Annotated in this window: 23 protein-coding genes; 10 read left to right on the top strand and 13 right to left on the bottom strand. The window is 66.2% G+C overall.

The window, feature by feature from the left end; genetic code table 11:
• Window positions 1-54 precede the first annotated feature (54 nt).
• From E4P29_RS13370 to E4P29_RS13385, 4 genes are all read right to left on the bottom strand, one after another.
• Window positions 55-1071 (bottom strand): hypothetical protein, encoded by a 1017-nt coding sequence (locus tag E4P29_RS13370; RefSeq protein ID WP_135045323.1) that lies wholly within the window; start codon window positions 1069-1071, stop codon window positions 55-57.
• Window positions 1068-2252 (bottom strand): ATP-binding protein, encoded by a 1185-nt coding sequence (locus E4P29_RS13375; protein ID WP_245154303.1) that lies wholly within the window; start codon window positions 2250-2252, stop codon window positions 1068-1070. Before E4P29_RS13375 ends, E4P29_RS13370 begins: the two co-directional genes overlap by 4 nt.
• Window positions 2253-2282: 30 nt before the next feature.
• Complete coding sequence (locus tag E4P29_RS13380) at window positions 2283-2990, bottom strand: TMEM165/GDT1 family protein (RefSeq protein ID WP_135045325.1); 708 nt, start codon at window positions 2988-2990, stop codon at window positions 2283-2285.
• Window positions 2991-3195: 205 nt separating this feature from the next.
• Window positions 3196-3723: a peptidase gene (locus E4P29_RS13385; protein WP_135045327.1), complete on the bottom strand. Its 528-nt coding sequence runs from the start codon at window positions 3721-3723 to the stop codon at window positions 3196-3198.
• 157 nt (window positions 3724-3880) lie between these two features.
• On the opposite strand from E4P29_RS13385, the gene E4P29_RS13390 reads away from it, so the two are divergent.
• On the top strand, window positions 3881-4828 hold the full coding sequence (locus E4P29_RS13390) for an ABC transporter substrate-binding protein (RefSeq protein ID WP_167735476.1): 948 nt from the start codon (window positions 3881-3883) through the stop codon (window positions 4826-4828).
• 1 nt (window position 4829) lies between these two features.
• A complete protein-coding gene (locus tag E4P29_RS13395; protein WP_135045331.1) occupies window positions 4830-5750 on the top strand; it encodes a sucrase ferredoxin in 921 nt (306 codons plus the stop codon).
• Between the two features lie 79 nt (window positions 5751-5829).
• Here the strand turns inward: E4P29_RS13395 and E4P29_RS13400 are convergent, their stop codons facing one another.
• Entirely contained in the window at window positions 5830-6453 is a 624-nt protein-coding gene (locus E4P29_RS13400) for a superoxide dismutase (protein ID WP_019667073.1), read from the bottom strand.
• A 259-nt stretch (window positions 6454-6712) separates the two neighbouring features.
• Here E4P29_RS13400 and E4P29_RS13405 point away from each other — a divergent pair, with 259 nt between their 5' ends.
• Window positions 6713-7852 carry an acyltransferase gene (locus tag E4P29_RS13405; RefSeq protein ID WP_245154304.1) on the top strand — a complete coding sequence of 380 codons (1140 nt, stop codon included), beginning with the start codon at window positions 6713-6715 and terminating at the stop codon, window positions 7850-7852.
• Window positions 7853-8185: 333 nt separating this feature from the next.
• On the opposite strand, the gene E4P29_RS13410 is transcribed toward E4P29_RS13405, so the two are convergent.
• Window positions 8186-9130 (bottom strand): LLM class F420-dependent oxidoreductase, encoded by a 945-nt coding sequence (locus E4P29_RS13410; protein WP_135045332.1) that lies wholly within the window; start codon window positions 9128-9130, stop codon window positions 8186-8188.
• A 278-nt stretch (window positions 9131-9408) separates the two neighbouring features.
• On the opposite strand from E4P29_RS13410, the gene E4P29_RS13415 reads away from it, so the two are divergent.
• From E4P29_RS13415 to E4P29_RS13430, 4 genes are read left to right on the top strand one after another with little or no spacing between them, the layout of a single operon-like run.
• Entirely contained in the window at window positions 9409-9759 is a 351-nt protein-coding gene (locus tag E4P29_RS13415) for a rhodanese-like domain-containing protein (protein ID WP_135045334.1), read from the top strand.
• Window positions 9760-10935, top strand: coding sequence for a DUF4328 domain-containing protein (locus E4P29_RS13420; RefSeq protein WP_135045336.1), 1176 nt, complete (start codon window positions 9760-9762; stop codon window positions 10933-10935).
• Window positions 10932-11705, top strand: a complete 774-nt coding sequence (locus E4P29_RS13425; protein ID WP_135045338.1) for a glycerophosphodiester phosphodiesterase — start codon at window positions 10932-10934, stop codon at window positions 11703-11705. Before E4P29_RS13420 ends, E4P29_RS13425 begins: the two co-directional genes overlap by 4 nt.
• 10 nt (window positions 11706-11715) lie before the next feature.
• Window positions 11716-12627: a DUF5926 family protein gene (locus E4P29_RS13430; protein WP_167735477.1), complete on the top strand. Its 912-nt coding sequence runs from the start codon at window positions 11716-11718 to the stop codon at window positions 12625-12627.
• Window positions 12628-12791: 164 nt separating this feature from the next.
• On the opposite strand, the gene E4P29_RS13435 is transcribed toward E4P29_RS13430, so the two are convergent.
• The 5 genes from E4P29_RS13435 to E4P29_RS13455 all read right to left on the bottom strand — a co-directional run bounded on the left by E4P29_RS13435 (window position 12792) and on the right by E4P29_RS13455 (window position 17208).
• On the bottom strand, window positions 12792-13346 hold the full coding sequence (locus E4P29_RS13435) for a ferritin (protein ID WP_027494851.1): 555 nt from the start codon (window positions 13344-13346) through the stop codon (window positions 12792-12794).
• Window positions 13347-13458: 112 nt separating this feature from the next.
• Window positions 13459-14007, bottom strand: a complete 549-nt coding sequence (locus E4P29_RS13440; RefSeq protein ID WP_135045340.1) for a ferritin — start codon at window positions 14005-14007, stop codon at window positions 13459-13461.
• A gap of 30 nt (window positions 14008-14037) precedes the next feature.
• Window positions 14038-15303: an LCP family protein gene (locus tag E4P29_RS13445; protein ID WP_245154316.1), complete on the bottom strand. Its 1266-nt coding sequence runs from the start codon at window positions 15301-15303 to the stop codon at window positions 14038-14040.
• A 289-nt stretch (window positions 15304-15592) separates the two neighbouring features.
• Window positions 15593-16402 carry a CPBP family intramembrane glutamic endopeptidase gene (locus E4P29_RS13450; RefSeq protein WP_135045342.1) on the bottom strand — a complete coding sequence of 270 codons (810 nt, stop codon included), beginning with the start codon at window positions 16400-16402 and terminating at the stop codon, window positions 15593-15595.
• 35 nt (window positions 16403-16437) lie between these two features.
• A complete protein-coding gene (locus tag E4P29_RS13455; protein WP_135045344.1) occupies window positions 16438-17208 on the bottom strand; it encodes a DUF2470 domain-containing protein in 771 nt (256 codons plus the stop codon).
• A 124-nt stretch (window positions 17209-17332) separates the two neighbouring features.
• Here E4P29_RS13455 and E4P29_RS13460 point away from each other — a divergent pair, with 124 nt between their 5' ends.
• From E4P29_RS13460 to E4P29_RS13470, 3 genes are read left to right on the top strand one after another with little or no spacing between them, the layout of a single operon-like run.
• On the top strand, window positions 17333-18055 hold the full coding sequence (locus E4P29_RS13460) for a hypothetical protein (RefSeq protein WP_135045346.1): 723 nt from the start codon (window positions 17333-17335) through the stop codon (window positions 18053-18055).
• A 9-nt stretch (window positions 18056-18064) separates the two neighbouring features.
• Window positions 18065-18997 (top strand): prephenate dehydratase, encoded by a 933-nt coding sequence (pheA, locus tag E4P29_RS13465; protein WP_135045348.1) that lies wholly within the window; start codon window positions 18065-18067, stop codon window positions 18995-18997.
• Window positions 18994-19659, top strand: a complete 666-nt coding sequence (locus tag E4P29_RS13470; RefSeq protein WP_135045350.1) for a histidine phosphatase family protein — start codon at window positions 18994-18996, stop codon at window positions 19657-19659. Before pheA ends, E4P29_RS13470 begins: the two co-directional genes overlap by 4 nt.
• On the opposite strand, the gene E4P29_RS13475 is transcribed toward E4P29_RS13470, so the two are convergent.
• Entirely contained in the window at window positions 19652-20515 is an 864-nt protein-coding gene (locus E4P29_RS13475) for an ESX secretion-associated protein EspG (RefSeq protein WP_135045352.1), read from the bottom strand. The genes E4P29_RS13470 and E4P29_RS13475 overlap by 8 nt on opposite strands.
• On the bottom strand, window positions 20512-21774 hold the full coding sequence (locus E4P29_RS13480) for a PPE domain-containing protein (protein ID WP_135045354.1): 1263 nt from the start codon (window positions 21772-21774) through the stop codon (window positions 20512-20514). The genes E4P29_RS13475 and E4P29_RS13480 overlap by 4 nt, the downstream gene beginning before the upstream one ends.
• Between the last annotated feature and the right edge of the window lie 28 nt (window positions 21775-21802).

A 21802-nucleotide genomic window follows, 5' to 3' on the forward strand; every position in this document is an offset into this window, starting at 1 on the left:
TGTTCTGCACCATAACCGGCGGGGGACCTCACCCTGCTCTCAGGCACCCGACGGTCAGGGCAGAATGCGGCCCGAGTCGTCGTATTCGACTCGCTGAGCGCCGTCACCGAGTTCGTCGAGCAGGATCGTCGCCGCGGCCGGTCTGCCCGGAGGCAGCAAGCGAACCGTCACCGATCCCGTCACGGCACCGTCCAGACTGCTCGACGCCCCCGCCGCGATGTCGTTGCGGACCTTCTCGCTCAGTGCCGTGGGGCTTCGGTCGTCGAGCATCGTGACCTCGACGCCACGGGCGCGAGCCGAGCGTGCCGCTCTGGCCAACTCGGGCAGTACGAGCCCGCGGGCCCGCAGGGTGTCGCGGAGCTCGGCTTCGAGGAGTCGGCACGCCAGGACTTCCTCGTCGGTGAGGTCGGGACCGTCCGCGATGCGCTGCAGCAGTGGGCGGGCGAGCGTATCGAGGCTGGCCAGGCGCGCGTCGCGTTCTTCGAGTACCGCCGCAGCGGCGGCCTGGGAGGCGATGCGGATGGTGGATTGTTCACGGAGCTCGAAGATCGCTGCACCGAGGGGTCGGATGGTGAAGGCGAAGAACGTCGCCATCAACAACGGAGCAATATTGATGGCGCTGAACGACAATCCGAACAGTGCGCCTTGACCCGTCCAGGCTGCCCAACCGACGACGACAGACATGGTGAGCGCGAGTCCGAACCACGCGGCCGGCGTGCGGCCACGGACACACATGAACGTGTAGATCACGACGGACATACCCAGAGGCCAGGACTGCAGACTGCCGGTCAGCGGCACCGGCACCACGGCGAAGACTAACGACGCGGCCACCGGCCCGGACACCGTGAGCAACGCCGTGGACCGTGGGCTCAGTGGATCCCCCGGCGCTCTGAGCAGCAGGATGACCGCGGCCGAGAACACCAGCACCGAGACGAACGGCGGCCACACCGCGGACATACCCTTCAGCGTCGCCGACGCACACACGGCGCACGCGAGGATGTAGAAGCCGGCGACGGCGTACGCGGCCCCCGACTTCATCGACAGCAGGTCGCGAACATCCTCGCCGTTCATCGCGCCCAGCTCAATCGCACAGTGGTTCCGCGGCGGGAGGTGTCGATCTCGGCCGAACCACCGTCGAGCTGACGCATCCGCCCCTCGATGCTGACGGCGACGCCGAGTCGGTGCGGAGGCACCGAGCGTCGATCGAAGCCGATACCGTTGTCTCGCACGATGGCTCGCAGTGCCGACGGGGACAGCTCGACCGTCACCGATCTGGTCGACGCCTGAGCGTGAACGACGCTGTTGCGCAGTGCTTCTGCTAGTGCGCCCGCGATCGACCGGACCGCATCGGCAGGGTAGTTCGCCGAGGAATTGGCGGGGTCCTCGCGGACCCTGAAATCGATCGACTCGTCGACCGTCGATGCGGAGGCCCGCATCAGAGCGATCGTGTCGTCGACGGTGAAATCGTGTGTCGCAGTGTCCGTGTGCAATCCGTCCAGATGGGTCAGTGCCGAACGTGCCTGACGGGCGAGGCTGGCAGTGCGGCCCTGGCGCGCGACCGCCAGCAGCGACGACATGACCTCGTCGTGGATGAGGGCGTCGAACCGTTCCCGTTCGACTTCGCGTGCGTTCGCCGCAGCCGCGCGGGCGGCGTCACCGTGGGTGGCGCTGATGGTGGCGTCGAGAATGCGACCGGTACGCAGTGCGGCCAGAGTCGCCGCGACGAACACAGTGCAGAACATCAGCCCGAAGAATATTTCGGCGATGATGTTGCTGCGAGGAAACGGCTCTCGCACAGCTTGATTGATCAGTTGCACGATCACCACCGAGACTGCCGTGTGCACGAATGCCGGGATGGGTCGCCACACGGTGGCGGCCGCGAGCGAGGCCAGGCCGGGGAATGCGGACAGGAACATTCCGCCGCGATCGAAGGTGGCCCCGTCCCAGGCCACCCACCACAGCAGCGCCATCGCCGGGAATGCCAACGCTGCGACCGAACCCGTAACCTGGCTGACCCTGATGCTCGGGTGAAAAGTGAAGGCTCCGAACGCGAGACCGGTACCGAACACGACGATCACTGCGGCCGGGGTCCACCACCCGGGGACGGTGACGCTGCTGCGCGCGATGTCGGGAACGAGCAGCAGTAGATATGCCGCGTAGCCGGTACCGACGAACCGGCCGAAGATCCTGATGAGCCGATCGGTCGAACGGTGTGCCGCGTCGCTACCCGTCGCCTGCAGGTTGTCGTTCATTCACCCCTCCGCGAGGAGTGTAAACCAAGGTCAGACGTCTTCGGTGGTGCTGCGCTTCTCCACTTCCTGCGGTGCGTCGCTGCGGGAGCGTCGGACGAACGCAGCGGCGACGACGAGGGCCGAGATCGCCACCACGACTGCGGCCGCCACGTACGGTGCCGACGTACCCGGCATCAGTCCCTCGAAGAACAGGACCGCGCCGAAGACGAAGAACAGAATGGCCGCGCCGTACTGAATCATGGGTTCCGGCAAGTGCTTTCCGAGAACGGCACCCAGCACGATCGCGAGGGCGTCGGCGGCGACCATGCCCACCGTCGAGCCGATCCACACTCCGACCCAGTCGTTGTCGGCGGCCAGAGTGACGGTGGCCAGCATCGTCTTGTCGCCCAGCTCGGCGAGGAAGAACGCGGACGCGATGGCCAGGAAGGCCGACTTGGTGACTCGCGACGCCTTGGCACCCTCGTCGTCGGACAACGAATCTCCGCGCAGTGTCCACAGACCGAACACGACGAACGCGAGACCGCCGACGATCGAGATGGCTTCGGTGGGGATGGACACACCGAGGAAATGGCCGACGGCGACCGAGACCAGATGCACGACGGTCGTGGCCACCGTGATGCCGCCGATCACGACGTACCACTTGTAGCGCAAGGCGAACGTCATGGCCATCAGCTGGGATTTGTCACCCAGCTCGGCCACGAAAATGACAGCAAAACTCAACAACAATGCGGACAGCACAGCAGACTCCTCGGTCGTCGAACGGACCGAAGGTCTCGCCCACCGGCAGTACCGGTTCAGGTGCCGGGTCGTGAAAAACGACCAGTATGTCGACACGTTGATTGGGGGCTACTCCCCTTCGCTGCAGACGACTTTAAGTGCCCTTTCGCCAATTGTCCAATGCGACAATAAGTTTGGGAACCCGAAAAATCGTGTACGGGGAGCGTCAGGATGCGAGGAGCATCGCCAAAACCGCGGTGTCGGGATCGCTGATCGGATCGAGGCCGACCCGACTGATCATCGACGTCACGGTGCCGTCGGATTCTGCCTCCACCCACGCGGCCCGGTGATCGAGGCCCAGATGCGGAAGACCGGGCAGCAGAACACAACCCGAGGCCGCGCCCGCACATTCCGGCAGAGAGGGCGTCGTCTCCGACGGTGGATGCAGCATCAGCAACGCGGCCGGCTGATGGTCCGAGAACCGTCCGGGAGCCAACGCGAAATCGCCGATCACCGGTCCCTCGGCCAACACCAGACCGACCGTTCCCGGCTCCGGATCCTCGGGTAGTTCCTCCCGCACGCCGAAGACCGTCGAGGTCGCCAAAAGACCCGGCATCGACGCGACCCGAACGGCCAGCGCGAGTAACTGAGCCCACTCCTTGGTGGTGTCCGGCCAACGACCGGAGATCACGAACCCGCGCAGTAGACCGGCGGCGTGAAAAGGTGAGACACCGATGAGATCTCGATCGTTCATTGCGCATCCCTCCCAGACAGGTACGAGGCAGAAGCCGGGTACACGACGTTGGGTAAGGAGAAGGATGACCCGAAAACGGCTGGCACACAAGATGGGGAGAGTGCCAGCCGAAAACGTAGCCGGCCCAGGGCCGCTCGGCAGCCGATACGCTGCTGCGGTGAAAAACAGAGGATCCGCCCGGCGAACCGTCGTCTCCTTGCTGTCCGTTGCGCTACTGCTGAGTGTCGCCGCATGCAGTCGGGAGGCATCGACCCCCGACGAGACCGACGGCGAGGTTCGCACGGTGCAGCATGCATTCGGTGAGGCGAGTGTTCCCGTCGATCCACAGCGCGTGGCCGTGCTCGACGGTGACCGCACGTTGGAAGCCGTCGTCGCGTTGGGAATTCAGCCCGTCGCGGCGGTGAAGCCGCCGCTCACCGGTGACTACGCACCCGTCGTTCGGGATCGGCTCACCACCGAACCGATCGACATCGGGTCCGCCGATGCCGACGTCGACATCGAGGCTCTGACGGCCGCCACACCGGACCTGATCGTCATGCGGACGACGGGCGAGGACAACCGAGCGCTGTACGACCGGGTCGCGCCGATCGCGCCGACCGTCGTCGTGGAATACACCCCGGCCTCGTGGCAGAACACTCTGCAGCAGGTGGCGGGCATCTTCGATCGGCAGGAGACCGCAGACGATTTGCTGGCGGACTATCGACAGGCGGTCGACGAATCCGAGTCACGCTCACCTCGGGAAAACAGCACGTTGACCGTCGCGCGAGTGCGCACCGACTCGTTGCGGTACATGACGCAGGACGGATCGTTTCCTTACGCCGTCCTGGCCGATCTGGGCTACCGAGCGCCCGCACAGCAGGATCGCGGATCCGACGCGGTGCAGACCGTCGACGTCAGCCCGGAACTGATCGACGTGCTGGCGGCCGACGACATCCTTCTGCTCACCGACGCCGGGACGGAGGACGCCGTGGCGCAACTGCGGCAGAACCCGCTCTTCACCGGTCTCGGAGCTCGGGTGACCGAGCTGCCGTCCAAGGATTTTCTCTTCGGCAACGTGCTGACCGCCCAGGCCTTGGTCGAGACCGCGACCGAAATCGGAGGCTGACGTGCCGGCATCCGAACGCTGGGTCGGCTGCGCTGCAGTAGCGCGCGAGTACAACGAATCGCTTCGCGGGACAGCTGCGCGCGCAAAGGGCTGGGTGTTGATCGAGCACCGAGGCCCGTGGGGGCGCGAGCCGTGGGGGCCGGACGGGCCGCTGGGCCGAATCGGCACCGAACTCGCGCGGCGCTGCACGGCCGTCGGGGTGCGCCCGCAACTGGTGCGAGAAACGCACGGCAGGCGGGAACTCACCGAGACGCGACAGGTGTTTCTCGCTCACTCGGGTCGCCGTGGCCCGTGGCTGGAGAAATACACGGTCGAGACCGTCGAGCAGATTCTCGAACTACCGCTCGAAGCCGCTGCGGCGGGCACCCCACCTGGGATCGGGACTCGCGTCGACCAGCGGCTCTACCTCGTCTGCACGCACGGAAAGAAGGATCCGTGCTGCGCGGTGCTCGGTCGGCCGGTGGCGGCGGCCCTCGACCGACCCAGCGGGCGGGTATGGGAATCGACGCACCTGGGCGGGGACCGATACGCAGCGGGCATGGTGGCCCTGCCCGACGGCAGCTACTACGGCAACCTCGAACCGACCAACGCGCAGGCCGTCGTGGACGACCACGACCGCGGACATCTCACGCTGCGCCACTACCGAGGCCGCTGCACCGACGACACCGTCGCCCAGATCGCCGAACACGCGGTACGAACCGAATACGGGCTCACGGGAATCGACGACGTCCACCCGTCCGATGTCACTTCGGCCGGCAACGCGTCGGATGTGGTGGTGGTGACGACGTCGGGAACCGTGCAGGTACACGTGACACCCGATCCCGAGCCCCCGCGCCGAACGACCTGCCGTTCCGACGACGTCGCGAGACCGGACCACGGCATCACAACCATCGGGTCGGTGCCCACTGCCGGGAGGGCGTGACCCTCGAAATGCGACAGGGCCACCGCGTCGAACGCGGTGGCCCTGTCTGCGATTGCGCGTCGTGCGGCAATCTCGAAACCTACGGGAAGATCAGGCCCGGGGTCTTCGACGTGGCAGCCTCGAAACGAGCCTGGACGTCGGCCCAGTTGACGACATTCCAGAACGCCTTCACGTAATCGGCCTTGACGTTCTTGTACTGCAGGTAGAAGGCGTGCTCCCACATGTCGACCTGCAGCAGCGGAATGATGCCCAGTGGCACGTTGGCCTGCTGATCGTAGAGCTGGAAGGTGAGGAGCTTCTTGCCCAGCGAGTCGTAGCCGAGCACTGCCCAGCCGGAGCCCTGCAGACCGTTGGCAGCAGCGGTGAACTGTGCGCGGAACTTGTCGAACGAACCGAACTGGTCGTCGATCGCGGCACCGAGTTCGCCCTCGGGCTTGTCGCCACCGTTGGGCGAAAGGTTCTTCCACCAGATGGAGTGGTTGACGTGGCCACCGAGGTGGAACGCAAGGTTCTTCTCTAGCAAGAAGATGCTGCCGTGATCCTCGGCCTCGCGGGCTGCAGCCAGCTTTTCGAGCGCGGTGTTGGCACCAGCGACGTAGGTGGCGTGATGCTTGGAGTGGTGGAGCTCGTTGATCTCGCCCGAGATGTGCGGCTCGAGGGCGGAGTAATCGAAATCAAGGTCGGGCAAGGTGTACTCGGACACGTGGTTCCCTTCTCTAACGACGCCGTACCCATCGCGTGATGCGGGCACGTTCGTCCTACTGCGGATCTTTCGTAGGGTTCAACCCAATCTCATTCCTACCCCTTGTGCAACCGTTGTAACCGAGATGCTTTTCTCGGAATAAATCCACGTGAACAAAGCAGTCGGATTCCTGGACTGCGAAAACCTGCGATTGTCACGAAATAGTTGCGTAACAGCGCCGAATTGGTCCACACCATGAACGGAACCTAAACTCGAGGGTGTGAAAGGGGACCGTCCGAGCCAGAATTCGGTCGACCAGTCCGTTGCCGCACCGGCCGTGACCGCGCCCCGCGTCCAGATGAACGGTGCCGATCTCCTCCGCGTCATCGCCGTCTGCGCCGTCCTCTACTCGCACATCTCGTTCTACCTACTCGACGACGTCGGCGGCGACTGGTGGATGCTCGACATCGTCAACCTCGTCCTCATCGACGACATAGGCCTCAACCTCCACCTCTCCTTCGTGGGCGTGAGCATGTTCATGCTGCTCACCGGACTGCTCATCACCCGATCCGCCATGCGGCAATCGCGTCGCGACTTCATGGTCGCGCGCCTCGCCCGACTCGTGCCCGCCCTCTGGTTCGCCGTCGCCCTGGCCGTCGTACTCGTCAAACTCGGCGTCAACGGCATGTTCAGCGGACAACCCGGAATCAGCACCGGCGAGGCCGTACTCAGCTTTTTCCTCGGCGGCTTCTTCCTCCGACCCGAGGTCGCCGTACTGGGCGTCACCTGGACACTCGTCGTACAGATCGTGTTCTACCTCTACTGCGTCGCAATGCGCTCGGCACTACGCGCAAGCCCGATCACCGTGCCCCTCATCGGAGCCGCACTCTGCACACTGGTGATCCTCTGGAACCTCTACCTGCCCCAGCCGTACACCATCCCGTTCCTCACCAAAGTCGCCGGAGTACTTCCGACCCTGTTCCTCGGCCAGATCTTCTACCTCGGCTGGGCGAAACTCGACACCTGGCGCTGGATCGTCATCGGCGTCGTCGCACAAATCGAAGTGATCCGCCTCGCCATCGACGTTCACACCTTCTGGATGGGCGAGACCTACCTGTGGTCACTGCTCGTCGTCACCGGCACGGTTCTGATCCTGGCCCGATACGACGGACCCATCACCCGCTGGCCCATCATCGGCTGGATCGGCACCCGCAGCTACGCGATCTACCTGATCCACACACTCGTGCTCTACCGCATCTACGCAGCCGTGGAACCGCACTTCGGACCGACCGCCGCCGTCCTGGCCTTCCTGACCGGCACCGCCGCACTCGCCGAAATCATCTACCGCTGGATCGAACTGCCCGCCGCACGACACATCAGCACGCGATACCGACAACTACGCACCCGATCTGCCGCCTGACCCCAGCCCGCTGGGTACGCGCCCTGCTGGGTAGTCCCCCCCGTTGGGTAGTCCCCCCCGTTGGGTAGTCCCCCCGTTGGGTAGTCCCCCCCGTTGGGTAGTCAATGTGACATTTGGTGGCCTTTTCGGGGGTCAATGTCACGTCGAGTGGACTGGGGTGGCGCGACTGCGCTCGGTCTCCCGCCGACCCGACTTCTGCCGTCGACCGACATCACCCGGGCGTCTGCGTCGCGGGTCGAGGGCTTCGCTGGGTAGTCAATGTGACATTTGGTGGCCTTTTCGGGGGTCAATGTCACGTTGAGTGGACAGGGGCGGCCGGGGAGGCGGGAGAGATCAGAGCTGCGGGATGACGTCGGAGGCGACCAGTTCGAGGTGATCGAGATCGGTGAGGTCGAGGGTCTGCAGGTACACGCGAGTTGCGCCTATGGCCCCGAAGCGGCCGATTTTGTCGACCAGTTCGGCGGGGCTTCCCGCGGCCCCGTTCTCGCGGAGTTCGGACACGTCGCGGCCGATGGCGGCTGCGCGTCGGGCGATGTCCTCTTCGGTGCGGCCGCAGCACAGGACGAGTGCGTTGGAGTAGACGAGGGAGTCGGGGTCGCGGTCGGCGGCGGTGCAGGCGGCGCGGACACGTCCGAACTGTGTTTCGGTGTCGGCCAGCGAGGCGAAGGGGATGTTGAATTCGTCCGCATATTTCGCGGCCAGGGCCGGGGTGCGCTTCTTGCCTCCACCGCCGATGAGGATGGGAGGACGCGGCGATTGGACCGGCTTGGGGAGGGCGGGTGAATCGGTGACGGGGTAGTGGGTTCCAGCGTGCGAGAACGTCTCACCGACCGGTGTTTCCCACAGCCCGGTGATGACGGCAAGGGACTCTTCCAGTCGGTCGAAGCGCTCACCGAGCGCCGGGAACGGCAGGCCGTACGCCTTGTGCTCGTCCTCGAACCAGCCGGCACCCAGCCCCAGGTCGACGCGGCCGCCGCTCATGGCGTCCACCTGCGCGACGCTGATGGCGAGTGGGCCGGGGTAGCGGAATGTAGCGGAGGTGACGAGCGTTCCGAGCCGGATGGTCGACGTCTCACGGGCCAGGCCGGCCAGGGTTATCCACGCGTCGGTGGGGCCGGGCAACCCGTCGCCGCTCATTGCCAGGTAGTGGTCGGATCGGAAGAAGGCGCCGTAGCCGAATTCCTCCGCGGCTGTGGCGACCCGGAGGAGGTCGTCGTAGGTGGCGCCCTGTTGCGGTTCGGTGAAGACGCGTAGCTCGACCGAGGAGTGAGAAGTCATGTTTGCCAGGGTAATCAGCTTGGATAAACGACCGCAGACAACTGCTGTGTCAAATCACGATCGATCCACAGCCTCCGTTGGTACTCGATACACCACCACACAGTTGTAAGGCCGTGACCTGTGGATAGAAACCGGCACAGGCCCCGATTCTGTGCATCAACCTGTGGATACTGTGGATAACTTCTGTGAACCAAAGTGACGTAGGTCATAGCTGGGGGTGTTCATCGTCGAGTGGACACGAGTGGCCGTCGCACTCGCACCCGTGACAAGATCGAGAGGTGTCTCACCCCGAGCAGTCGCCCGCCGTCACCGTAGACCGCCTTCCGGCACCGTTCCCGGAAGCGGCAGTGCTGCTCGACGTCCGAGAAGACGACGAGTGGCAGGCCGGACACGCACCCGGTGCTCTGCACATACCGATGGGCGACATTCCGTCCAGAGCAGGCGAAATCGACAACCAATCCGAGATCTACGTCGTCTGCAAAGCCGGCGGGCGCTCGGCTCGGGTCGTCGAGTACCTCAATCGCGTGGGCTACGAGGCGATCAACGTCGACGGCGGGATGCTCGCCTGGCACGCCGCCGGTAGGCCGATCCAGCGCGACGACGATTCTGACGAAGCGAGAATCATCTAGATGTCGGCACCGCAGGGGCGCGCACAGGCGTTCCAGGTCTGCGCCCGCTGCAGCACTCGCTGGGCGGTCGGCGCACGGCCGGGCACGTGGTGCCCCCGCTGCCACGGCGTGCTTCTCTCGCCGGTGTCCGCTCGGGCACCAGCGCAGGGCCGCCGCAATTTTCGTTGGGTTGCGCGGCCTGCGTCGTCGAATCGCACGGCCGTCGGTCCCACCCGCGTCGCGGCACCGACACCCACTCCGCGGTACGACTCGACGCCCACGTGGGGGCTGCGCGACACCCCACGCGACCCCGCCGCGCACGCGCCCACAGGCCGCGTCGAGCAATACGCGGCCAACGCGCAGACGTTCGTCTGGATCACTGCGCTGCTGCTGGGGCTGGCCGCCTTCGCCGAACTGTTTCGCTACGGAATCCTGCTGTACAACCGCACCCGTCTGCTGTCGCCGATCACGTTGGCAATCTCCGATGCGCTGGTCTATTTCGCACAGGTCGGTGCTCTCATCGTCGGTCTGCTCGCGCTGATCACGTCGTCCTGCTGGCTGATTCGGCAACGACGGCTGGCCTACGCATCGGTCGGGGCTACCGAGCCGCGGTCGGTGCGATGGATGCTCCTGCTCTCGATGCTTCCTCTGGTTCGGATCGTCATGCCCGGGGTGTACCTGACGGAGGTCGTTCGCCTCCGAAGCGAATCGGACGGCGACGTGTACCGCGAGCTCACCTTGATCCGCATCTGGTGGGCCGTCTGGGCGACGAGCAACGCGCTGGTCGTCGTGCAGGTGCTGTGGAGTTTTCGCAACACCCTGCAAGCCCGCGCCGACGGCGTTCTGCTCGCCGCCCTCGTCGCGCTCGTGGCCGCAGTCTCTGCGGTGCTGACCCTGGCCGTCATGCGTCGACTCGAGGGCCGCACCCTCCGCGGTTCGGCAGTGTCCCGTCCTACCCGCTGGGTCATCGCACCCAGCGTCGAGCGAAAGACCGAGCAGACCGAACCTGCGCAGACCGAACCTGCGCGGACCGAGACTGCGCAGACCGAACCTGCGCGGACCGAGACTGCGCAGACCGAACCTGCGCGGACCGAGACTGCGCAGACCGAGACTGTGCAGACCGAGAACGAGCAGGCCGATGCGGCTCGGCCGGACTCCGGGAGCGAGAAGGACGACCGGGCGGTGACTGTCTCGTGAGTCCCGACCGACGTGGCCCTTTGGTCGTCGCGCACCGAGGAGCATCTGCGGCGAAGAAGGAACACACGCTCGCCGCCTACGATCTCGCGTTGCGGGAGGGAGCGGACGGGGTCGAATGCGACGTCCGGCTCACGAAGGACGGCCGCATCGTGTGTGTGCACGACCGCCGTGTCGACCGAACCTCGAACGGCACCGGAATCGTCAGCGAGATGACCTTCGACGAGCTCGCCCGGTTGAACTATGGCGATACCGACGAACCCGCCGAGCTTCTGACGTTGCACGACCTGATCGCGTTGGTTCTGGACTGGACCAGCAAGCCGGTCAAGCTCTTCATCGAAACCAAGCATCCGGTGCGCTATGGATCGCTGATCGAGGCCTCGGTGCTGGCCGAGCTGCACCACTTCGGCATCGGTGCGCCTGCCTCGGCGGATCATTCGCGGGCGGTGATCATGTCTTTCGCGCCCTCGGCCGTGTGGCGAGTGCGCCGCTCGGCACCGATGCTTCCGACGGTCCTCCTCGGCGACAGCTCGCATTATCTGGGCGGCGGAGCAGCGACGACCGTCGGTGCCACCGCGGTCGGTCCGTCGATCCGGGCGTTGCGTGAGCACCCGACGCTCGTCGATCGAGCAGCCGCGTCGGGCCGTGCCAGTTACGTGTGGACGGTCGACGAGAAAGAGGACGTGGACCTGTGCCGCGAACTCGGTGTCGGGTGGATCGCCACCAACCATCCCGGACGAACGCGCGCCTGGCTGGAATCGAAGAACGTGTAGGTTTTCTGGCGTGGGTAAGAGCAAAAGAAACAGCGGACCGAAGCAGGACAGCAACCGGGCGGCCAAGCTCGCGCAGCGCGAGGCCGAGCGCGCAAGCCTCGAGTCGGCGACGACGCGGCCGTTCGAGGGTCTGGCCGCAGAATGCGATCTGGTAGCGCTACGCGAATTCGTGCCGTCGGCCACCGCCACCGCGCCGATCACCTCCGGCGGCCGCACCGTCACTCTGGCCACGGTATTGCCGGGAGCCGTCGCCGCTCTGGTACGTGAAGAGGCAGGCACCGTAGAAGGATTCGTCGGCCTGCAGGTGCAGTTGCAGTCGAAAGACGTTGCCGCAGATGTCAGTAGCGCCTTGGGCTGGGTCGCCGCCGCCCCCGCCGGTGAGTCGCTCGAAGCCGCGAACGTGGACGAGAACACCCCCGCCTTGACCGATGTCCTCGACCCGTCCGCACTCCTCGAGATCACCGTGCATCAGGACTTCAATTGGTGGATCCCGGAAAGTGCGACTCCCGCAGCCGATGTGGCCGCTACCGTGGAGCGCGCGAATCAGGCGATCATGCCCTCGGCGCGGATCGAGGCGGACGGTGTCGTCGCAGCATGGTGGGTCGATGCCGGCGACAAGGCGCACATCCGGTGGGTTCGCCCGGAGAGCGAAGACGACGTCATGCTCGCCCTCGCACGGTTGCACGCTGCCGGAGATCTGAATCTCGGTGAGGGCTCGCGGTACGCAGGCTCGTTCCGTACGCACGGGTTGCTGGTGCCGGTGTTCGATCTCGATCCGGAGATGCATCCCACCGAATGGGCTGCTCCGACAAAGGAATTCGGGGAGAAGCTGAACGAGGCTCTTGCCGTCGACGCCCCACTCACGGGAGCGCAGCTGCGTTCGCGCGACGGCCTTCGTGGCCGTCAGGTCACCTTGCGCTGAGAGGTTCGACCCGACCGCGTTCTCGGGCCGTGGCCGGCCCGAAAGTTTGTGCACCGAAACGCACGTCGGGTGGCCGTCGGACAAGGGGCTGCTTGTCCGACGACCACCCGTATGAGCGCGAGAGCTCTCGCGTTACTCGTCGATGCGTGTCGCGTGGAGCGAAATTACAGCGATCCGCCGGCGACGGTGGGTGCGCCTGCATCGGCGACGACGCTGGTGTTCATCTCGCGGGCCACGAACTGCTCGAGGTCGAACAGGTTGTGGCCGGCGCGGTCTGCGATGTTGAGCAAGGTCTTCATGCTGGCAACTTCCTCGACCTGCTCCTTGAGGAACCACTGCATGAACTGCTCGCCGAGGTAGTCGCCCTCTTCGCGTGCGGTGCTCGCCAGAGCGATGATCTGCTCGGTGACCGTCTCTTCCTGCGCCAGTGCGAGGGCGATGGCCTCACGCGGGTCCGTGAAGACGGACTTCGACGCGTCGACACCGGTCAGTTCGACGGTGATGTCGCGATCGAGGAAGTACTGGACGATCATCATGGCGTGGTTGCGCTCTTCGACGGACTGCGCGTAGAAGTGCTTGGCCAGCTGCGGAAGGTCGACATTCGCGAAGTAGACGGCGGTGGCGATGTACTGCTGCGAGGCGTTGAACTCGTTGCGAATCTGGTCGCGAAGAAGTGCGTGGAACTTGGTGTGGTTCGTTTCCTTGATGTCTGCGCTCATGGTGAGGACAATATGCCTGGTCAGAGGGCATTGTCATCCAAGTCCAGCCTTATTGAGGCGAACGTAGCCTAATACAGTGAATCCTAAATGTCCGCTCTGAGCAGGGCGTAAGTTACGCGCTTCCGGCCTCTTTGGGAGCATTGGTGGCGCGGATCACCGACTTGCCCAGCTCGCGTGCCACGTACTGCTCGATGTCGAACAGGTCCGAACCGGCCCGGCGCACGATGTTGAGCAGGCTCTGCATCGCGGCCACTTCCTCGACCTGTTCGGTGAGGAACCAGTGCATGAATTGCTCCCCGATGTAATCGCCCTCGGCTCGGGCCGCCTGTGCGAGCGCGGTGATCCGATCGGTGACCGCCACCTCCTGTGCCAACGCCAACTCCACCGGCTCGACAACCGAATCGAACGCGGTCACCACGTCGTCGATGCCCGACGCGTCCACCTCGAGTCGGTTGTCGATAAGGAACCGAATCATCATCATGGCGTGCCGACGCTCTTCGGCCGACTGGGCGTAGAAGCGGTGGGCCACCTGCGGGAGATCGTTGCGGTCGAACCAGATCGCGATGGCGACGTACTGCTGGGAGGCGGTGAATTCGTACCGAACCTGGGCGCGCAGTAGATCGTGAAACGAGGTGGCGGGCTCATGCGACGGCAATGTCATGATCCACAACGTACCGGCAGTACGCCCGCGTCAGGGGCCTCCGGTCAGCAGATCTGCCGGAATTTCCCGATCCTGAGCGATGGCGTCGAAGAACGCCGGTGCCCTCGTGTCGTCCCATATCAGGACGTTGCCGACATCGGAGTCCTGGAACCCGCCGACCGGCACGGTCGTCGTCACCGGCCCACCGCGCATCGCCCAAGCCAACGCGGCCAGGTTCCAGATGTGGTCTCCGTCGTCGACGCTCAACGACGACGCGGTGTCGGACACCAACGGCCACAGTTTCAACGGATTGAGGAATGTGGAAGCGCTGGTTGCCTTGTCGAGTAGAGCGGACATGAAGGCCCGCTGGTTGTTCATCCGGTCGAGGTCGGCCAACGCGGTCGCGCGAGATCGCACGAAGCCGAGTGCCTCGGAACCGTCGAGATCCTGACAGCCGGCGGGAATGTTGATGCCCGCCAACGGATCGTCGATCGCGTTCTGCACACACACGTCGACTCCGCCGACGGCGTCGACGATTCCGGCGAACCCACCGAAGCCGATCTCGGCGTAGTGATCGATGTGCACTCCCGTCGCGCCTTCGACCGTTTGCACCAGCAGGGATGGCCCGCCGAATGCGAACGCCGCGTTCAGCTTGTCCTCGCCGTTACCCGGAATCGGCACGTACGAATCGCGGGGCAGGCTGACCATCGTCGTCGCCCCGCCGCCCTCGGGGATGTGGATCATGATGATCGTGTCGGTTCGGCTGGGGCCCACCTCGCCGCCGGTCGCGAGAGATGCTTCCTGCTCCGGCGTCAGGCCTGCTCGTGAATCCGATCCGACGAGAAGCCAATTGGTGCCCGGGGTGTCGCCGATCCTGCCGGGGTACGAGGTCAGAGCGTCGACTCGCGTGAGCGAACTGTCGACGTAGTAGACGATGCCGCCGATGCCCAGAACGAGCACGAGCAGAACGATCAGGAAACGGCGGCCCCAGTGCCTACGCTTGCGCGGCTTCGCAACCTTGGGGGGACGTGAATCGCGCTGTGGCCGAGCTGGTTCCGGGCGGCGCAAGGCGCGTTGCGGAGAAGCCGCCGGCTGCCTGCGCTCGTCGACGTATGGTTCCGGCTGCTGACGCGGGGCGTACCCGGGATGCCCTGCCTGGTCCTCGTCTGTGTGGGAGTTTCGGTGCGTCGAGTACTGGCGCGTCGAGTTCGGCGGAACGGAACCGGCAGGGCCGGGTTCGGGTGCCTGCGACCACGCCTGTTGCGGTGGCACCGGGGCACCGTGACGGGGAGCGGCCGGGCGGCCGTCGCGCCTGATGAATTCGGTGCCCTCGGGTGCGGGCCCCGGACGGCGAGGGGTCCCTCGCTCCGCGGGAGGTTCCGGGTTGTACCGACGGGGGTTCGGAACCGGCGGCGGACCGGGTCGGTACTGACGTGGTGGTGGCGGTGGCTGCCCAGGGGCCCCACCGGCGCGCCGAGGCGGGGGAGGGGGCTGCTGGCCGGGTGGTCGACGCGGTGGCGGCGGCTGGCTCGGCGGCGGGGTACGCCGATTCGGCGCGCCGTGCCGTCCGTAGCGATCGTCGTCGTTCACGAATCGACTGTACCCATCACGGCAACCACGTCAGGTGTTCACGCAGCAGGGCGTAACCGACGAAGGCGACGATGTCGATGAGTGCGTGCGCGATCAGCAGTGGCCACAGCCTCCCGGTGCGCTGCCAGTATCGGCCGAACACCAGGCCCATCAGGAAGTTGCCGCCGCCTCCGCCCACCCCCTGATAGAAGTGGTAACTCCCGCGCAGCAGCGAGGAGCACAGCAAGGACTTGTTCTCGCTCAGGCCGAGTCGGCGCAGTCGAGAGATCAGGTAGGCGACGACGATGATCTCCTCGGCACCGGAGTTGGCCAGCGCATACAGAATCAGGGCGGGCACTCGCCACCAGTGGTCGTCGAGCGCGCTGGGGACGACGTTCAGATTGAACCCCAGGGCGTTGCCGACCAGGTAGAGCGCGAGACCCGGCAGCCCGATGAGTGCCGCCAGCCCGACGCCGTGGCCGAGGTCGATCTTCAGGCGCGGTTTCGCCAGTCCGATCACACGCGGTGCCAGATCTGCTCGCCACAGCAGGTACAGCCCCAAGGATCCCCACGCGCACAGGCGCAGGATGCTCAGCAGCTGGAACAGCAGGTCGATGACGCTGAAGCTCGATCGTGACGAGTTCAGCGCCACCGTCTGATCGGACAGGGATGCGGTCTGCAGGGCATCCTCGACCAGCGAGAGGATGCTGCTCATGCCGCTGAGGCCGAACGTCACCAGCAGCACGATGGCGATCTCGACCTTGATTGTCGTACGTTCGCGAGCATCGGGCGGTGGCGCAGTGCTGTCCGGCGGCGGTGGCGTCAACCAATTCCTGAAGTCGATCACGGCACGAGTGTGCCCTGTTGTGCCTCGAGGCGACGTCAGCCCCGCGCACGCAGGCCGTTGAGGAACGGGCAGCCGGCGAGAACCCGGAGGGCCCGGCTCAGCGAGATCGTGTCGTCGACGGGCTCGGCAAAGCCCAACCGGACGTCGTTGTCTCCGCACTCGCCCTCGATACGCAGGCGAATGCCGTAGCGGTCGATGCCCAGCGGGCGGACGCGTCCCTGCCGCAGCGACGGCGGGAGGCGTCGGGACAGTTGCGCGAGGAGGTCGGGATGATCGGAGTCGAGGTGCTCGAGCCAGCTGGTTTCCATCTCCCAGAACGGATCGGGCTCGGCTGCCAGCAGTGATTCGACGTCGACCGGCTCGGCTCCGGTGCTGTCCGCCACCACTGCGGAGCCGACGATCAGACGCACCAGGGAGGTGGTGTGGCCGACGTCGAGCAGGGCCGCGTGCGGATGCTCGGCGGCCACCGCGCCGGCCATCGGGCGCATCAGCGACTCCGGCACCGGGCGCAATTCTCCGCGCAGCCACACCAGTGACCGCACGGGTTCGCGTAGTGCGAGAGGTGCGTGATCGGTGAGTTCGACGACGGCGGGAACGCCGGCGCGGGAGGACTGCCACGTGATGGCGTCGTCGATGGAATCGGTGGGGACGGCCAGAATCATCTCGCCGTTGGGTCGCAGGTGGTGCAGGGACGTCACGACGGGGTCGCTGCCGTCGATCACGAGAGCTGCCCCCTCGGCGCGCATGCAGGCGCTGCGCACGCGTTCGGCGGTGGACGGTCCGGTGGTGGTGGTTGCGCCGAGCATGGGCTCCTCCGATGCGATCGGTACAGTTCAGTGGCCAGTAGGTGAGGCATACCTAAGTAACGTGCCCCTAAGTTAGCCGGATGTGGCGGGTATCGCAAGAGCAAGCTGGGACTACCGTGAAGACGTGCCGATTCCGTTGACCCTCGGTGTGCCGCACCGACCAGATCCGAACGCGCTCGTAGCAGGACTGCTCCAGCCGTTCTGTGTCGATGCCCCTGCCCCGCAGGCCGCTCCCCGTGCCGCCGAGTACGGCCCGCCCGTCGTGCTGGCCTCGACTCTGCTGACGTTGCCACCCACCGAGAATCTCGGACGCATCGTCGTGCGACTCGACATCGACCCGGACGAGCTCCGCGCCTCGAGTGCAGGCAACTACGAAGCCGTTCGATTCGACGTCGACGCGGTCCCCGACCATCTCGCCGATGCGCTCGGGTTGCGATTGCCCTCGCCCCTCGTCGTCTTCCCGGTGTTCGACGCGATCGACGTGGCCGAGACCGCGGAGACCATCGTTGCCGCCCATCGGACCCCCGGCATCGGTGTCGGCGACACAGCGAGGCGTATCGCCGACGTGCTCGCCGTCGTCTCGCATGCCGATGTCGGTCTGGTCGCCCGTGCCGACACCGGAGACGAGGTCATCGCGATCCTCGCGGCGACGGTGGCGTCGCTGCGAGGAGACGACATCGCGTCGGCCCTGGCCGCGCCGAATGTCGACGCTCTGCGCAAGCTCATTCCCGAGGCAGCCGAGGCCGTCCGGGAGGTACTGCTGGGCGTCGAGATCGCCGACGCCGTCGCCGCCCGCGCACGGCTCGTCGACGCCGGTTTGATCGCTTCGGGGACGTCGACAACGTAACCTCGAGACGTGCCTCGCATCGCTTACTTCGGCCCATCGGGAACGTTCACGGAGATGGCGCTGGCGCAGTTCGAAACGCTCGGCGCATTCGGTGGGGTCGGTCTGAGCGGGGAGGTCGAGAGGGTGTCTGCTGCGAGCCCGCCCGCGGCGCTCGAGGCCGTCCGATCCGGTGCCGCCGACGCCGCAGTGGTTCCCATCGAGAGCTCCATCGAGGGGGCCGTGCCGCCGACGCTCGACGCATTGTCCGAAGGACGGCGATTGCAGATCGTCGCCGAGACCGAGATCGAGGTCGCCTTCACCATCGTCGGCGGACCCGGTGTCACTCTCGAGTCGGCCCGCACGATCAGTGCGTACCCCATCGCCCTCAGTCAGGTCCGGCAGTGGCTGCAGGCCACGATGCCCGACGCTGTCGTGCAGTCTGCCACCTCGAATGCCGGTGCGGCAGAAGATGTTGCCGCCGGTGTGGTCGACGCCGCTGTCTCGACACGGTTGGCCGGGGAGCGGCTGTCTTTGCCGACGTTGGCCGACGGCATCATCGACGTCGAGGGCGCTCGCACCCGCTTCGTGCTGGTCACCCTGCCGCAGCCGGTGCCCGCCCGCACGGGTGCCGACCGCACCTCGGTGGTGCTCAAGCCGCCGAATGACCCGGGTACGCTGCCGGCAGCGTTGGCGGAGTTCGGGATTCGCAACATCGATCTGACGTTCATCGAATCACGTCCTACCCGTTCGCAATTGGGCACCTACATGTTCTTCGTCGACTGCGCCGGGCATGTGGACGATCCCCTCGTCGCGGAGGCGCTCACCGCGTTCCATCGAAAGATGCCGCTGCGGTTCCTCGGATCATGGCCCACGGCAACGACATCGGGCGGCTCGGTGCCGCAACCGATCGACGAGCACGTGCAGTGGCTCTCCGAAATCCGCTCCGGTCGGGGTGATCTGTGATGGGCAAGCTCATTCTCGTTCGGCACGGTCAGACCGTCTCCAACGTCGCGAAGAAGTTGGACACAGCGCCGCCGGGAGCCGAACTCACCGAGCTCGGGCACCGGCAAGCCGAGGCGTATGCGCAGACGCGGCTGGGTAATCCTCCCGCCGTGTTGGTCTCATCGGTTGCGTTGCGCGCCAAGCAGACTGCGGGCTACGTCGAGCGCGGGACCGGAGTTCCCCTCGTCGTGACCGACGGCATCCAGGAGACGTCCGCCGGAGACCTGGAAGATCGAGACGATCCCGAGGCGCACCGACTGTTCACCGAGATCTTCTACCGGTGGCATACCGGAGATCTGGATGCGGCCGCGCCGGGCGGAGAAAGCGGGCGGGCAGTATTGGCGCGCTACGTTCCGGTGCTCGACGAACTGCGTGGACAGTACCTGGGTGACGACACCGCCGGAGACGTCGTCGTCGTGAGCCACGGGGCCGCAATTCGATTGGTCGCGGCGGCCCTCACCGGTGTCGACGGCACCTTCGCCGCTGACAACCATCTCGACAACACCCAGACCGTCGAGCTGTTGCCGCAGCCCGACGGTGGCTGGGCATGCGCCAAGTGGGGCACGTTCCTGCCTCCCTTCGAGGGCAAGGGCAGCGACAAGGCAGACAACCCGATCAGCTGATCGCTGGATGGCCGATCGCTGGGTTGCCGGTTGCTGAGTTGGCGCTCGACGGGTCCTTGGCCGACGAGATCAGCTCGGTCAGAGCCGCTGTCACCCGGTGATCCGACGCCCCGGTCAACGAGCTCCACGAATGACCGTCTGCAGCGACAGCGGAGGTGGCGACGATCCGTCCGGCGCGGGTATCGAACAGGGCCACCGGCCGCCCGGCCCCGCGCCGAGTCCCATGCCTGCGGGTCACGGCCGTGATCTCGGTCCTGCCCGCGCACGTGGCCATGGCCGAGGCCAGAGTGCGGGCCCGGTCGTCGGCAATTCCGATGCTGCGTAGACGGGAAGCGGTGCCGCCCACGTCGGACGGTGCCGCGTCGAGTGCTTCGGCCAGTAGGTCGGTGGGCGCGTTGATGCTGCCGGGATCGAACGGCGGTGCCGATCCCAGCGACGAGACGAGGTCGCGGGCCGGATCCCCGGCGATGACCCGCAGGGTGACGATGTTCTCTCGCCGTACCGCCGACACCGCGATGGTGTCGTCGGATGCGATGCAGATCCGAGCCACGGGGACGGTGTCGCCCTCGAACTGTCGCGCCGAGACGTACCAGCGGGGTTGTTCCAGCACCCGCAGCCACTGGCGAACGTCCGGGTGGACCGCGGAGCCGTCCCACAGTCCTGCCGCCGCGAGGGCATGACGGCCGCGGTCGACAGCACGGTCGCGGGCTTTCGCGTCGTCGAAACGTGGGAAGACGTCGAGCACGACGGGCAGTTCGGCAATCGAGAGCTCGTCGACCAGGAGATCCATCTCGTCGACACCGAGTGCGGCACTCGGCAGTGTGTGGCCCACCGGCACAGTTCCCAAGTCGATCACCGGCCGTTCTCACTGATGTTGTCGAGGGCTCGGTTGTGGAGGGCTGGGTCGTGGAGGGCTGGGTCGTGGAGGGCTGGGCGGTGGTGTGCTGGGTTGTTGTTGAGGGCTGGGTCGGGCAAGTCCGGGTCGGCTCCGATGACCGACGGTGCCACCGTGCGGCCGTCGGCGAAGTGCTCGAACTGTTTCAGGTATTCCGGGGTGTCGTGTTCGTCGTCGTCCTGCGCTCGTGTTCCTGACGCAGGCGCAGCACCGGCTCCGGTTCCGCGCTGAGCGAGACCACCCTCGGCTGCGGTCGGTGCGCCGATTGTGGTGGCAGGGCTGCTCTGTACTGCACCCGTGAGCGCCGATCCACCGCCGAGGGGACTCGACGCCGAACCGGCCATTGCCAGTCCTCCGCCCACGCTGCTTCCGCTCGGTCCGCCGTACGCCACCGGACGGGTGGATGCCGGCCCGACGGCGGGAGATCCTGAACCGCCCGGTGCGAAGGTGTGGCCGATGCCGGCCCCGGGTCCACTCGGCTGCGTCGTCGAGACCAGATTCGATGCCGCGGAGGCCACCGTGGACACGCCCGTTCCGGCGATCGAGGTGGCGGCACTGCCGAGCTGCCCGGCGGCGGCTGCGACGCCGGGGTTCTGCGTCGCGGCCATCAGGCCACCGAGCGCAGCCTGGACCGGCGACGTCATCAGCGCACCGTTGGCGAATTTGCCGAGACCACTGCCGGATTCGGACACGATGGCGGGCGCATGATCGAACGTCGTCTTGGCAATCAGGTGCGAGGAGACCAGCTCGAAACCCTCCATGACCATGGCCGCGCGGATGTCGAGCAATCGATCTGCGACCTCGGATGCCTCGTAACTTCCGTTCAGCGCACCGCCGGTCGACGCAGCCGTGACCTTGGCAGCTTGCACCGCACCGATCTCGACGAGCGACGGCATGGTGGCCAGCGCGACGCCGTACGAGGTCCCCGCGGCGGGCGCTTCGATCGACAATGCCGCCGCCTTCAGTGCGGTGGCTCCGGTCCACGTGGCGAACCGGGCGAGGGCGGCTTGGGCGAGGAGAGCCGACTCACCCTCCCAGCCCGCGGTCAGAGCTGTCGTGATCGCGGCGATGCTCACCGAGGCCTCGGTGAAGGCCGCGGCCACCGAACCCCAGGCCCCGCCTGCGACATGTAGAGGCACCGGTCCGGGCCCCAACAGTCGCGTCGAATTCCCTGTCGCAGTTCGTGGTAGCCACACCACACCTGTCACACCGAGCGTCATTGTCCAGCCCCCATGATGTTCGAGCCCC

Source organism: Rhodococcus sp. 1R11, from assembly GCF_004563845.1.
Taxonomy (GTDB): domain Bacteria; phylum Actinomycetota; class Actinomycetes; order Mycobacteriales; family Mycobacteriaceae; genus Rhodococcoides.

Excerpts from the sequence above, each read along its gene's own strand:
- E4P29_RS13420 (WP_135045336.1), top strand. The coding sequence starts at position 9,760 with ATGTCGGCACCGCAGGGGCGCGCACAGGCGTTCCAGGTCTGCGCCCGC.
- E4P29_RS13370 (WP_135045323.1), bottom strand. The coding sequence starts at position 1,071 with ATGAACGGCGAGGATGTTCGCGACCTGCTGTCGATGAAGTCGGGGGCC.
- E4P29_RS13435 (WP_027494851.1), bottom strand. The coding sequence starts at position 13,346 with ATGAGCGCAGACATCAAGGAAACGAACCACACCAAGTTCCACGCACTT.
- E4P29_RS13410 (WP_135045332.1), bottom strand. The coding sequence starts at position 9,130 with ATGACTTCTCACTCCTCGGTCGAGCTACGCGTCTTCACCGAACCGCAA.
- E4P29_RS13385 (WP_135045327.1), bottom strand. The coding sequence starts at position 3,723 with ATGAACGATCGAGATCTCATCGGTGTCTCACCTTTTCACGCCGCCGGT.
- E4P29_RS13375 (WP_245154303.1), bottom strand. The coding sequence starts at position 2,252 with ATGAACGACAACCTGCAGGCGACGGGTAGCGACGCGGCACACCGTTCG.
- E4P29_RS13440 (WP_135045340.1), bottom strand. The coding sequence starts at position 14,007 with ATGACATTGCCGTCGCATGAGCCCGCCACCTCGTTTCACGATCTACTG.
- E4P29_RS13480 (WP_135045354.1), bottom strand. The coding sequence starts at position 21,774 with ATGACGCTCGGTGTGACAGGTGTGGTGTGGCTACCACGAACTGCGACA.
- E4P29_RS13455 (WP_135045344.1), bottom strand. The coding sequence starts at position 17,208 with ATGCTCGGCGCAACCACCACCACCGGACCGTCCACCGCCGAACGCGTG.